11 protein-coding genes are annotated in these 12,862 nt (G+C 62.9%); 4 read left to right on the forward strand and 7 right to left on the reverse strand.

Annotated elements, in window-relative coordinates; all coding sequences use genetic code 11:
* Positions 1-146: 146 nt before the first annotated feature.
* The 3 genes from ppk2 to BDD21_RS19780 all read right to left on the reverse strand — a co-directional run bounded on the left by ppk2 (position 147) and on the right by BDD21_RS19780 (position 2,852).
* Positions 147-1,067: a polyphosphate kinase 2 gene (gene ppk2 / locus BDD21_RS19770; RefSeq protein ID WP_120798622.1), complete on the reverse strand. Its 921-nt coding sequence runs from the start codon at positions 1,065-1,067 to the stop codon at positions 147-149.
* Between the two features lie 350 nt (positions 1,068-1,417).
* Positions 1,418-2,365 (reverse strand): hypothetical protein, encoded by a 948-nt coding sequence (locus tag BDD21_RS19775; protein ID WP_120798623.1) that lies wholly within the window; start codon positions 2,363-2,365, stop codon positions 1,418-1,420.
* Between the two features lie 304 nt (positions 2,366-2,669).
* Positions 2,670-2,852, reverse strand: coding sequence for a hypothetical protein (locus BDD21_RS19780; protein ID WP_120798624.1), 183 nt, complete (start codon positions 2,850-2,852; stop codon positions 2,670-2,672).
* Positions 2,853-3,201: 349 nt separating this feature from the next.
* Here BDD21_RS19780 and BDD21_RS19785 point away from each other — a divergent pair, with 349 nt between their 5' ends.
* Positions 3,202-5,391 (forward strand): bifunctional metallophosphatase/5'-nucleotidase, encoded by a 2,190-nt coding sequence (locus tag BDD21_RS19785; RefSeq protein WP_120798625.1) that lies wholly within the window; start codon positions 3,202-3,204, stop codon positions 5,389-5,391.
* A 300-nt stretch (positions 5,392-5,691) separates the two neighbouring features.
* Here the strand turns inward: BDD21_RS19785 and BDD21_RS29130 are convergent, their stop codons facing one another.
* Entirely contained in the window at positions 5,692-6,015 is a 324-nt protein-coding gene (locus BDD21_RS29130) for a hypothetical protein (RefSeq protein WP_342769611.1), read from the reverse strand.
* 305 nt (positions 6,016-6,320) lie between these two features.
* Between BDD21_RS29130 and BDD21_RS19795 the strand changes: the two genes are divergently transcribed.
* Together BDD21_RS19795 and pstS are read left to right on the forward strand one after the other, a co-directional pair.
* Positions 6,321-6,584, forward strand: a complete 264-nt coding sequence (locus tag BDD21_RS19795; protein ID WP_120798626.1) for a hypothetical protein — start codon at positions 6,321-6,323, stop codon at positions 6,582-6,584.
* A 90-nt stretch (positions 6,585-6,674) separates the two neighbouring features.
* Positions 6,675-7,721, forward strand: a complete 1,047-nt coding sequence (gene pstS, locus BDD21_RS19800; RefSeq protein ID WP_120800026.1) for a phosphate ABC transporter substrate-binding protein PstS — start codon at positions 6,675-6,677, stop codon at positions 7,719-7,721.
* Positions 7,722-7,766: 45 nt separating this feature from the next.
* Here the strand turns inward: pstS and BDD21_RS19805 are convergent, their stop codons facing one another.
* From BDD21_RS19805 to BDD21_RS19815, 3 genes are all read right to left on the reverse strand, one after another.
* Positions 7,767-8,540, reverse strand: coding sequence for an HAD-IA family hydrolase (locus tag BDD21_RS19805; protein ID WP_120798627.1), 774 nt, complete (start codon positions 8,538-8,540; stop codon positions 7,767-7,769).
* 104 nt (positions 8,541-8,644) lie between these two features.
* Positions 8,645-9,643: an SRPBCC family protein gene (locus BDD21_RS19810; RefSeq protein WP_170164831.1), complete on the reverse strand. Its 999-nt coding sequence runs from the start codon at positions 9,641-9,643 to the stop codon at positions 8,645-8,647.
* Positions 9,644-9,831: 188 nt separating this feature from the next.
* Positions 9,832-10,281, reverse strand: coding sequence for an arsenate-mycothiol transferase ArsC (locus tag BDD21_RS19815; RefSeq protein ID WP_120798629.1), 450 nt, complete (start codon positions 10,279-10,281; stop codon positions 9,832-9,834).
* Positions 10,282-10,776: 495 nt separating this feature from the next.
* Here BDD21_RS19815 and BDD21_RS19820 point away from each other — a divergent pair, with 495 nt between their 5' ends.
* The gene (locus tag BDD21_RS19820; protein WP_281269186.1) at positions 10,777-12,495 is read left to right on the forward strand and encodes an ATP-binding protein; all 1,719 of its coding nucleotides are present in this window, start codon (positions 10,777-10,779) and stop codon (positions 12,493-12,495) included.
* Positions 12,496-12,862: the final 367 nt, after the last annotated feature.

Below are 12,862 nucleotides of genomic sequence, written 5' to 3' on the forward strand. Positions count from 1 at the left end.
CCTTGATACCTCGCAGCGACGCCGGCTGCCGGCAGCAACGGTTCGAGCGGCGACCCGCGAGGGGACGCCTGCATCTCGCGCGTCGATTCGGCGGGATCGAATCGGGCCTCGGCGGGCGGAGTCGCCGAGCGACCGACCGCAACGCGTCAGTAGTGATTCGGGACGAAGAGCTGCTCCGGCAGGGGCTCGCGATCGTAATCCGGATTGAAGACGCGGTCGGGGAGCGAGATCTGCTCGTGCGGCACCTCTTCGTAGGGGATCTGGCTGAGCAGATGTCGGATGCAATTCAGACGCGCGCGCTTCTTGTCGTTGCCCTCGACGACGAACCAGGGTGCCTCGGGGATATTGGTGCGTGCAAAGGTCTCCTCCTTGGCCTTCGTATAGTCTTCCCAACGGACACGAGACTGGAGATCCATCGGGCTGAGCTTCCATTGCTTGAGCGGATCATGGATCCGCATGAGAAAGCGCAGTTGCTGCTCCTCGTCCGTGATCGAGAACCAGTACTTGATCAAGCGGATGCCCGAGCGCACCAGCATTCGCTCGAACTCGGGCACGTCCTGAAAGAACTGCTCCACTTGCTCCGTGCTGGCGAAGCCCATGACGCGCTCGACGCCGGAGCGGTTGTACCAAGAGCGATCGAACAGCACGATCTCCCCGCCTGAGGGGAGGTGGGGAACGTAGCGCTGGAAGTACCACTGGGTTTTCTCCTGCTCGGTCGGCTTCTGCAGGGCGACAACCCGGACAACGCGTGGATTGAGCCGCTGGGTGATGCGTTTGATGACGCCACCCTTGCCCGCGGAATCGCGACCCTCGAAGATCACGACGACCTTCTCGCCGGTGTGCTCGACCCAGTTGTGCAGCTTGATGAGCTCGGCCTGCAGCTCCAGCAGGGAGCGAAAATAGGTGGCTCGATCAAGAGCCGCGGGGTGCTTGCGCTTGTAGATCCTGCGGAGCTCCTCGGAGAGTGCCGGCTCCGAGATCTCGAGCTCGTAGTCTTCGTCGAGGGTATCCGCGAGCTCGGCCGCCAACCAGTCCATGGCTTCTGGATTTCCGTTGTCGATCGTCATCGTGTTGCTCCGTCGCCAACGCGAGTGAAGGGTTTGGTTGATACCGGACGCGCGGCGCAACAGGGATCGAGCAGGCCAGTCTCGATCTTCACTGCAGGGATCGAATCGCATGATCCCGGGGCACTGCATGCACGCCACCTCCGAGAACGGAGTAAACCAGACGGAAATGACCTTTTCATGAACCCAATCCAGGAGCCGGAAGGCGATCCTTGAATGTCGGCGGTGTCTGTTCCGTGCGGTGCCGCAGAGGCGTCGGAAACAGTGGGATCCGTGTCGAGCGCGGTGCTTGTGATCGACCGACTCGGTCTGCTTGTGGTCCGGGATTCAGAGGTTGCCGCCGGCAACGGCGATCACATGGCGACGCCGAACCAAAAGGCCGTGTCCGCCCCCAAGAATTGACCGTGCGGCATGTAATGAGAACCGTCGCAGGAGAAGGTCAGGCCCACCATGCCGTTGAAGAGGTTCAGGGACGCCTGACGGAGGTAGATGTTCTCGTCCACCAGCCGCAAGCCTTTGAGGCGATCGAGGACTTGGACGATGTCGGCGCTCGGAATCAGTGCGTCGACCGGATAGCGGCACGGCGGATATAGGAGGCAGATGTCCGGGTCCAGCAGGGCCTCTTGGTCCAGTATCCGATAGCGGTAGGGGTCGTCCAGGGTCCAGATCGTGGCTTGGCTGCTGGAGAAGTGGATCTGGCATTGGAAGACCCCGCGCTCGGTCAGCAGCTCGCCGAGGATGGACAGGGCGCGATCCAGGTTGCGGTCCATCGGACTCTCGACCCGACACTGCAGGAACAGGGTGCCTCGGATGGCCGGATCCCCCTTCACCTGACGCCAGGCGTCGGGTTCCCTGTAAAGCTCCGCGGTCACCGGCAGGTCGCGCAGATCGAAGTCGGCCCCCAAGTACCCAAGGGTGCCTTGATCTCCCCACACCATCTGGAGCGCAGTCAGAGACGGCCTCCGCTTCCTCAGGCTGATATAGGCGTCCGAGAGCAGGAATCCCCAGGGAGGCACCGGTTCGCGCATGTAGGGACGGTCCGATCGATCGCGTCCGAAGTGCCCCGATTCCACGCCGTCGGCTCCCAGGTTGTCGGAGATTTGAACGCCGTCGATCCCCAGGCAATACAGAAAGGCGCGATGCGGAATCTCCGGGAAGCCTTCGGCGAGGACCCGATTAAGGCCCTCCCGGTCGCTCCAGACAGCCACGCAGCGTGCGGCGAGAGAGGCCATGGGTTGATGGAGAATGTGCGCGAGTTGTTCGCGCTGGCGAAAAATATTGTCTTTCCAGGTCGTGTGCATGGCTGGGCTTTACTGGCCGGGTCAAAAAGGCAGGCCGGGACGACCGAGGGTGAGCGAGGTGTTCCGGGATTGTCGATTCTCTTCAGTCGATGCGGGCCTTCGGAGTCGAGGGGGGATTCGCTCGCGCGTGAATGCGGCGCAGTAGGGTAGGGCCCGACGTTCACACCAAGCAGGCCGTGACGATTTCTGCGAACTCGGTTTCAACGCGCTTCCATGCGGCAGCTCGGTCACAATCCCCGCCCTTGCGGGCGCGCCGGATCGACCAAGCCGAATAGTCGTCCCAGGCCGGTGACGCGCGAGTCAGTCACACCTTCAGGATCGGCATCTCGCACCAGAAAGGCTCGAGCCCTATCACGGCTGCGCCGAGCTTGGTTTCCGCCAAGAAGATCTCCGCCACACTCCGGCGGTCCAGGTCAAATGGTCTACGGCGGTCAGGGAGAACAACCTGGAGCGGGATGCCCCGCTTGATGGCCTCGGCGAATGTCATACCAGCACCTTGGGCCTGTTCTTCCGTCGGATGTTACCCGAGAGGTCCAAGTCGAGGAAGGCCAAGTTGTCGAGAGGAGGGGTAGCCGTACCGACCTCTGGTGCAGCGGCAGTGCTCGGGGCCGCAACCCACAAGCGATGGCCGTGATCGAGCCAACGTCGACGCATGCTCCGCGATCCCGTGCAGGGGTCACCCAAGCGTCATCGTCCCTTCGATCGACTGTCACCGAACCTTGCCACACTAGTGCCCGCGGTGATCGGATGGATCGCGGCTTTCGCGGCTCGGACGCAGCTTTGCGACTCACCGGCGGGGACCCCAACCAGAATCTGGCTGACCTGAGGAATCCAGCATGATCAACATCCGAGCCCATTGGCTCGCCTTGGCGACCGTCTTGATCGCGGGGTTTGCCCTCGCCGCGCCCGGCGTGTCCGACGCCCGTCCGCCCGGCAAGCCAAGCCGGCCCGCCCTTTCGATCCAGGATGCCGTCGCCTACGAGGGCGAGGGTCTGCTGTCATTTCCGATCACCCTCGACCGACCCGCCCCGTGGGCGCTGCGCGTTGTCGCCGTGCCGCTCCGCGGGACTGCGAGGCCGGTCAAGGATTATGGTCCCGGCGCCGTGTCGACCACGATCCCGGTCGGTGCCACCGAGGGTTCCCTCGAGGTTCGGATCCGCGACAACGAGGTCGTGGGTCCGGACGTCACCCTGACCCTGCGGATCGTCGCGGCGCCCGGTGCGATCGTTGCGAAGGGCACGGCCATCGGCACCATCCGCGACGATGAGCCGCTGACGATCAATCTGCTCCACATCAACGATCACCACTCGAACCTCCAGCCGGTTAACAACACGCTCGATCTCGGATCGAGCGGGGGATCCTTCAGTGTGCCGTTCGGGGGCTTCCCGCGGGTGACGGCCAAGATCAAAGCGCTTGAGTCGCAGCTCGACAATGTCGTGAAGATCCACGCCGGGGACGCCATTACAGGCACGCTCTTCTACACCCTGTTCCAGGGCGAGGCCGACGCCGATCTCATGAACACGGCCTGCTTCGATGTCTTCGCGCTCGGTAACCACGAGTTCGACGACGGTGACGGGAACCTGGCGAGGTTCCTCGATTTCCTGGGGTCGGACCCCGCGTGCGACACCGTCACCGTCGCCGCAAACGTGGTTCCCCAGATCGGAACGCCGTTGGCGCCCGTGACGGCAAACGACTACATCCAGCCGTATGCGATCAAGGAGTTTCAAGGCCAAAAGGTCGCCTTCATCGGGATCGACATCGCCGAGAAGACGCGATTCTCATCGCAGCCCTTGCCGACCACGCAGTTCCTCGACGAGGTGAAGACCGCCCAAGCCTATGTCGACGAGCTGTCGGCGATCGGGATCGACAACATCGTCCTCGTAACCCACTACGGGTACGAGAACGACTTGGCGCTTGCGCGGGCCGTGACCGGTGTGGACGCCATCGTCGGCGGCGATTCGCACACCCTGCTCGGGGATCTCGGGCAGTACGGTTTGCCCTCGGGCGGTAACTACCCGACCCTCACCCTGAACGCCGACGGCGACCCGGTCTGCGTCGTGCAGGCTTGGCAGTATGCCCAGGTCGTCGGCGAGCTGGCCGTCACCTTCCGCGAGGGTAAGGTCGAGACTTGCGGCGGTACGCCCCACCTTTTGCTCGGCGACGTCTTCCAGCGAAGCCGGCAGCCGATTGCAGATCCGGAGCGCTCCGAGATCCTGGCACTCATCGATGCGGATCCGAGCCTTGGTCTCGTGACCCCGGATCCAACAGCCGACGCGATCCTTGCCGAGTATGCGGCCCAGGTCGACGAGCTCAGCAAGCAGATCATCGGCCAAGCGGGCGAGGTCATCTGCGAGCGCCGTGTTCCAACTCTGCCCCGCGGGAGCGCACCCTGCGACGGCGACGCCGTTTCCCTCTCGGGGGCGCAGCTGAATGTGAACGGCGGCTTTAGCCAACAGGTCGTGACCGACGCCTTCCTGGCACGTGCGTTCCGGGCGGACCTCGCGCTGCAGAACGGCGGCGGCGTCCGCATCACGATCCCGGAGGGAGACATCACGATCGGGACCGCCTACACCCTGTTGCCCTTCTCCAACACCCTGGTCGAGCTCGAGCTGTCCGGGCAGGAGGTGCTCGACAGCATCGAAGACGGGCTTGACTTCTACGCGTCCAATCCCGGCGGCAACACAGGGGCCTTTCCTTATGGCTCGCACATCCGCTGGGACATCGACATGACTCAACCCAAAGGCGCGCGGATCAGCGACGTCGAGGTGAAGGATCGAGCCACCGGGATCTGGGCGCCGCTCGACCCTTCGGAGACCTATATCGTCGTGACCAATAGCTTCCTGGCCAACGGCGGTGACGGATACACCACCTTCAAGGACGCCGCGGCGGACGGACGGGTGACCGATACCTTCATCAACTACGCCCAAGGGTTCGTCGACTACGTGGTCCAGGATCTCGGTGGTGGAAACCTCTTCGTGCCGCCACCGCTGGACTTCTCGACCCAGTCGTTTGCGCCCTTGCCGTAGCACTGACCGGTTCGCTCCCGGCCGGCAGGCATGCCGGTCGGGCGGGCGCCGACCGTCCAGCTCTGTAGCGCTTCGCCGAAACGACATCTCCTCGACACGCGTCCTTCATCGGCGCCCTTTACTCTATTGTGCAGCGCAACATCGCGCAGCGCCTTGTGGTTTTTGGTCCGGGCTCTGTCAGCCGCCAATCCCTAAACCGCGTCCAGAGCGAAATGCGTCATTTTCATTTTGCGTTTGGCTTTGGAGATGTCCTCGATCTCGGTGGGATGCGGTTTATATAATTTAATGTTTTTCAATGTTTTAAACCGCGCCACCGCCGACCCGGCGCCCAAGGCGCACCCGATGACCGAGCGCCCGACCGGAGGCCAAGCCGAACGCGGCAAGCTGGTCACCGCGGCGGATGCCGTTCGGCTGATCCGCAACGGCGATACGGTCGCGACCGGTGGATTCGTCGGGATCGGTTTCGCCGAGGCGGTGGCGCTTGCCCTGGAGCAGCGCTTCCTCGATACCGGCGCGCCGCGTGACCTGACCCTGGTGTACGCGGCTGGACAGGGCGACGGCAAGGAGCGGGGTCTGAATCACCTCGGGCACGCGGGTTTGCTGCGTCGAGTCATCGGCGGCCACTGGGGTCTCATTGGCAGACCTTTGCCGAGCCCTACAGCCCGGCCTTCAGCGCCGAGATCCGTGTGCCCATGCAGTCGATCGGCGAGTCACTCGCGGCACGGGGTCTGGCCCCGCATGTCTACGAAAGCCGAGAAGAGGCCAGGCACGGGATCGATCGGATGAAGGGCTAATCCGATGCCCGTCATCTGTTGAACACATTCACCAGCTATCGTATGGCCTCACGCGCGTTGCGGCCGATCATCGGTTCGGACGCTCGGGCCGGGCGTGTCCAAGTTCATCCGATCGCGACTACTCGGGGGCATGACATGGCAGATTCGGATCGGAAAACACCCCTCGAGAAGGTTGAAGCACTCTACGACGAGCTCGTCGACTGGTACGAGGACGGCTCGGATCGCGAGATACGCGCCGCATCCAAGCTGCTGATGATTGGCCTCCTCAAGCTCAAGGCGCATGGCGGATTCGGGTGGCAAGGACTCGTCGAGGACTACGTCCTAATGCTCAAGCAGGATCCCGAGCGCTACGCGCGGATCCTCGAAGCCAACCGAGGCCAGGGAAAAAAGGTGTTTTGACGATTCCTGCGCATGCTCTCGGACACAGCGCCCGGAAAGGACACCCCCGGACCGAATACCGACCAGATCGCTAATCCAGAGGAATCCCTGATGCCGATGTCTCCTGTCCTGCGAGTCCTGACGCTCGCCTTCGGCGCGCTGCTCTGCGCATCCTTTTGGCAGCCATCCATGGCTTCGGACCCGATCAAGGTTCACGGCGCGGGGGCGAGCTTTCCGGCCCCGCTCTATCAGCGCTGGTTCCGGGACTATTTCGTGGCGCACCCGAACATTCAAGTCGACTATCAGCCGATCGGCTCCGGACCCGGCGTCAACAGCTTCATCGAAGGTCGGCTCGATTTCGCGGGGTCCGATCAGCCCTTGACCGGCGAGCTGGCAGAAAGGGCCGGGGACAACGTCCTGCAACTCCCGTTGACGGCAGGTGCTGTCGTCTTGACCTACAATCTTCCGGGGATCGAAGAGCTCCGGCTCACACGCGAGGCCCTCGCCGGCATCTTTCTCGGCTCGGTCGCCCGTTGGAACGATCCGCTGATTCTCGCGGCCAACCCGGGAGTCGAGATTCCGGATCTGCCGATCGTGGTGGTGACGCGGGTGGACGCGAGCGGGACCACCTTGGTCATGACTCGGCATCTGAGTGCGATCAGCGAGGCGTTCGCGAAGCAGGTCGGCGAGAGCCAGTCGCCGGCATGGCCCGCATTGCTGCTGGAGCGAGGCGGTCTTATCCGCGGACACGGCAACGGGGGCGTTGCCGCCTTCGTCCAGGCGACGGTCGGTGCCATCGGTTACGTTCAGTACGCCTATGCACATCTGCCCGGCATGCAGATGGCTTCGGTGGAGAATCGCGAGGGCGAGTTTGTTTCGGCCGGGAGTGAGTCGTTCCGGGCTGCGATCGAGGCCTTTCGGACGAAGGTCGATTCTTCGGAGCTCGTCGATCCGGACGGCGCGGGGGCCTATCCCATCTTGTCGTTGTCTTGGTTGGTGATGCGCTCCGACGGGGATGATCCCAAGTCGCAAGCGTTGCGGGACGTGGTGCGCTACGCGCTCACCGACGGACAGGCGGCTGCCTCCAAGCTGGGTTATATTCCTCTCAGTGCGAAGGCGGTCTCCCTGATTCTTCAGGAGCTCGATTCCAGAAAGTAGGACGGATCGAGGATTGCTCAAGCAATGAAAGCTGAAAGCAGGACGCTAACCCCTTCCGTCCTCGGCCCGCAGCACATCGGCAATCTCCCCCATCAGCCGCTCGAACGACGGCTCCAGGTGGTCGATCACCCCTCGGTCTTTGCGTTTGAGGCTATTGCCGATATAGACGACGCCGCTACATCCGACCTCGCGTTTCGCCGCTCGGAGGTTCTTGCGGCTGTTGTCGACGACGATACAGGACCGAGGCTCGACACCCAGCTCCCTGAGAACAAAGCGATAACCTTGCGGATCCGGCTTCGGATGCAGCTTGTCCTTTTTGTCGAGCGTCGAGATCGCATCGAAGATGTGCTCGGGCGGAAACATCTGGGTGAGCCCCTTGACCTCGAGAACCCGGAAGACGTTCTCACGCACACCATTGGTCAAGATGGCGACCTCGATGTCGTGAACCCTGAGCAGATCCAGGCCCTCGCAGATCCGATCTCCTGCTCGGCTGATCCCGCGATAGTCGAGGTTTCCGGTGCAGGCGTCGATGAGCCTTGCGAGCGTCGGTTCGATCGGGTCCCCGGCGGGCTTGAGCAGCTTGGCCGTATGGTACAAGAGCGGTCCGAGCTGCAGACTGCCGCCCGCATCATAGATGGCTCGACCGGCAAGCCGCATCATCTTGAGGGCACGCTCCCCGAAGTGCGTGCTGATCGCAGCGAAGACCGATAGGGTCTGCGCCTTCAGTGCCACGTCTTCCGCTTCGGTGGTGATCACACCATCGAAATCCAACAACAAAAGCCGCGCATCGCGGATGAGTCGGGCAGGCACTCCCGTCATGGATGACCTCGGAATCCTTGAAGCTTATCGGCGGGCCCGGGCTCGTCATGACGCCGAACGAAAGGCCGATCGAGCGCCCGCGGTTCGATACTACTCCAAGCGCCTCAGCGCAGCGGAAGATAGAGGGCGGTACGCAGCTCCTTGGGGCTCGCGACGCCGGACGGGTCGTTCTCGTAGACCTCCAGCATGGGGCGGTGTTTGTCGAGCTTGAGCTTGACCATGCGGACGTGGGCGACGGCGGCGTACCAGGCCAGCTCCAGATAGTCATAGCCCCCGGCGAGGGTGACCCGGTAGTACCGGCCACCGCTGAACTCCTTTCGGGAAAAGGGGCCGGCGGCGCTATCGGCGGACGCCGGGATCGCCATGTCGCACTCGAAGCGGTTCTTCTTCACGTTCACCTTGTGGTAGGCGCTGAAGGGTGGGCCGCCGGGCGCGACCCCCAGCGACGCGAGATGCCCGGCGAGCCTCGGGAAGCCGTCTTCCATGGCCCGCACCATCGCCTCCATCCCGCCGCTGAAGGGGATAACCAGCGCGCTCTGCGGCTTCAGGGTCGTCTCGCCCTCGAAGCGCAGCTCGGGCTGCGGGGCGTCCGGATCGAGCTGCCCGCGCAGCAGCACCAAGCCGAGCTCGTAGTCCTTGCCGATCATCTCGCGCACCAGGGGGATCATAGGACGCAACAGGAAGGGCATGCTGCCGCGCAGGTACCAGGCGACCTCCGTCCCCCCATCCGTTTCGGCGAATTCCCACCGGACATCCGATCCTGACTTGAAGGGTCGCTGGATCTCCAGCCGTTGCTCGATCCGTCCCGGCGCATCGAAGCGGACGTGGGTCAGCCGCCCGGCGCCGATGGAGCGGCCATCCCAAGTGTAGTAGCCGCCCTGCTGATCCTCGGCTGCGCTGAAGTCGCGCTTGGCGTCCGGCTCATGGAGCAGCCAGGGACTCCAGTCGTCCCAGGTTCGGAAATCCCGTACCCGGTCGAAGACGGCTTGGCGATCGGCGTGCATAGTCAGGCTGCGCCGGACCTCGTAGTCTTTCGGCAGTCGGCTCAGATAGACGAGTCCGCCGGCGAGGGCGACGGCGAGGACGATCAGGACGGTCAGCATGGGCGATCTCCGGATGGACTGGGTTCTCGGAAGTTTAGCGTTCCGTGCGTTGCACGTGGATGGATCGAAACATTCGTCGACCGGGATCCGGCTGATGGACACCTTCATTGGACAGGCTTACCGGCAGGCGTGTCAGACCTGCCCCGGTGCCGACCGACAAGCCGGGTGACCGGCCCGATCCTCTGGCCTCAGATGTCGTGTCTGGTCCGCAGCGCCGCGATCTCCAGGTCGATCGCTTGAGTCAGTCTCGCGATTGCCGTTGCCGGTGTTTCCACGTCGAGGTCGCCGATCTCGAAATATCCGATGCGCTCCAGCACCCCGGGGAAATGCTCGCGCAGCATCGGCTCGTGCTCGCGGCGACTGACGGCGATGATGCGATGGGCGGTTTCAAAATCCGTTGGCTGCACGCCGATCGGGTGACGGGCGCCGCCTCGGATCGGGATCGCGCGGCGCTGCAGCTCGGTTACCGCGAAGGTGGAGATCGGCCCCTGATTGCCGGTCGCGGCGAGATCGCGTGCAAGTGCCCGCGAGTCGGCCTCCCAAGGCAGCGCGAACCGGTCGGCCTGGTGGTTGAAGTATTCCTCCGCGAAACGGCTGCGGTAATAATTGCCTGTGCAGAGAAAGAGGATTCGGTTCATCGGAGCGGACCCCTAATGCTGGAGTTGAGCGTAGAGCGGACCTGATAGGCGCATTCCAGCACAAGGACGAGGCCTGTGGGTGACGCCAGTGTGACCGAGTCGGTGTGTCGGCGCCTGCCCCGTTGCCCGACAATGGCGCGGTGCCTGACTCGGCCACGACGCCGGCCCGGCTGGCGTGCCCGCGGGAGCCTAACCTCGAAGCGACACTCGCGTCCGTTCGGCCCCTCGCTCAAGAGCACCCCCCCAACCATCCGCCGGGCGGCCTGTCGTAAGCTCTTACCTCGCCGAAGCTCGCTCTTGCACTCCCGAACGGTCCGCGAGCCATCTCGCTTGAGCCTTGACCGACCCTCCAGCCCTCGCTAGCCTCACATCTCCGGTGGTCCCGGAATCGCAGGGTCGCCTGGATTCCTTTTCCGTCAACCCCCTCTATCGATACCGAGGTAACCGATCCTGAGCACGCTGCGCTACCGAGTCGATACCCGCCTCGCAAAGCTGCTGTCGGAGAACTACCGTTCATCCGAGGCCGCCTTGAAAGAGCTAGTCGATAACGCTTGGGACGCCGATGCCGAGACGGTTCGCATCAGCCTCCCGAAACCCATGGCGAGCGAGTCCATCGTTATCGACGACGACGGCACCGGAATGACCGACGAGGAGCTGACGCGCGAATATCTGCTGATCGCAAGCGACCGGACACAGCGTCGCGGCCAATTCACTGCTGGTAAACATCGCAAGGCCAAGGGACGCAAGGGCATCGGCAAGTTTGCGGGCCTGATGGCTGCGCATACTATGCGACTGGAGACTTGGGCGCGTGGCCGCAAGGCCGTATTCAGCCTTTCCGCCGCCGACTTCGAGGCGGCCGACGACATCGAGCGGCTTGCAATCGAAGTGGTCGCGCAGCCAAGCGACGAGCGGGCCCATGGTACAGTCATCACGCTGACCGACCTCAACCAGGGTCTTTCATTCCCCGATCCCGACCGTTTGCGCCAGTTGCTGATCCAGGACTACGGCCGCGAGGATGGTTTCCGGATCTTGGTGGACGGTAAGCCGCTCGATGTAGACGATATCCAAGGCGCATTCGGCGAGCACCAGGCCGACCTTGATGCGGTCGGACCGGTCAGGCTGCGTTTCGCGATCTCCGACGGAAAACGGGGTCTGCGCCGGCCCGGTATCTCCATCCGGGTCGGCGGAAAGGTAGTCGGCAAACCGGATTTCTTCGGCTTGGACGAGGCTGACGACTTCCCGCGTAAGCTGTTGAGCAAGCTCTATGGCGAGATCGAAGCCGACGGCCTGGCCGACCACGTTACCGCGGACTGGGGTGCATTGATCGAGAACAGCGAGCTCAAGGCGACGGTGCGGCGATTCGTCGAACCGATCCTGCGCGAGAAGTTCAGGGAAGAATACGTCCGCGATATCAATCTGGCTCAAGCGCGTCTGCAACGCGGCATAAACGAGCGATTGGCGGCCCTGCCCGAGCACAAGCGGGACTTTGCGGACCGGGCGATCAAGAAAATCCTCGGCAAGTATTACGGGGAGCCGGAATCCAAGGTCGAGTCCATGGTCAGCGTTCTGCTGGAGGCGGTAGAGCGGACGGACTACCGCGCAATTCTCGAGCACCTCCACGAGACGAGGTCATCCGACATCGCTAGACTGGCGGAGTCCCTGTCTGAGTTTGGTCTGGCGGAGCTCGCGGTCATTGCGGAGCAGACGTCCACCCGCCTGCAAATGCTCGATCGACTCGAAGCGCTGTGCCGCGACCCCAATGCGCTGGAAAAGCAGGTCCACGAGGCACTCGAATCAAACCTCTGGGTATTCGGTTTGAATTACGCTTTCTTCAGCAGTAACAAGACCCTGAAGCGCCAGATCAAAGACCTGCTCGGCAAGCAATACACCGGAGATAGGGCCGATCGGCGACCGGATCTGCTGCTCACGCTCAACTATGACAATGCCTTCCTATTGATCGAATTCAAACGTCCCGGCCATGCCCTAACGTTTGCAGACTATCAGCAAGCGACTGCCTATCGCAATGATTTGAAACCGTATGTCAATGCGGACATGCGCATCATCATCATTGGAGGATCGAAGGGTGCTAGCGTGGGGGATCAGAGAGATTGGGAACGGAATACGGAGATGCTGGTTTACGATCAATTGATCGCGCACGCCAGAAACCAGCTCTACTGGCTACTGAAAGAACTCGGAGGCATCAAGCGTCGTTAGCCTCCAGCGAATCTTGATCCCGTTTTCGGCCGTTTGTGGTTATTGTCGGTACCGTGCGGCTAGGGCCCGCAACGCGTTTGAGTTCGAGTTCTGAGTTCTGAGTTCGAGGTGAGTTTCGGGGACACTGCTGCCCGGCAGGCCGCACTATCCCCGGACCTGGGAATTGCCAATTGCGGAACTGTCTGACCCAGCCTCGACTTTGATGACCAGCCCACCTGGGGCCCGGACCGACAGGAGGGGTAAACCGTGTCTGTAACCGGATTGCCCCATCCCAGGTCTTTGATCCCCCGGTTCGCCGACGAAGGTGCGACCCCACGCGCGATGTGCCGAATTCTGGGGGTTGCCGAGCAGGTGCAGGGCCAGGACC

Origin of the sequence: Thiocapsa rosea (assembly GCF_003634315.1) — a bacterium.
Classification (GTDB): Bacteria; Pseudomonadota; Gammaproteobacteria; order Chromatiales; family Chromatiaceae; genus Thiocapsa; species Thiocapsa rosea.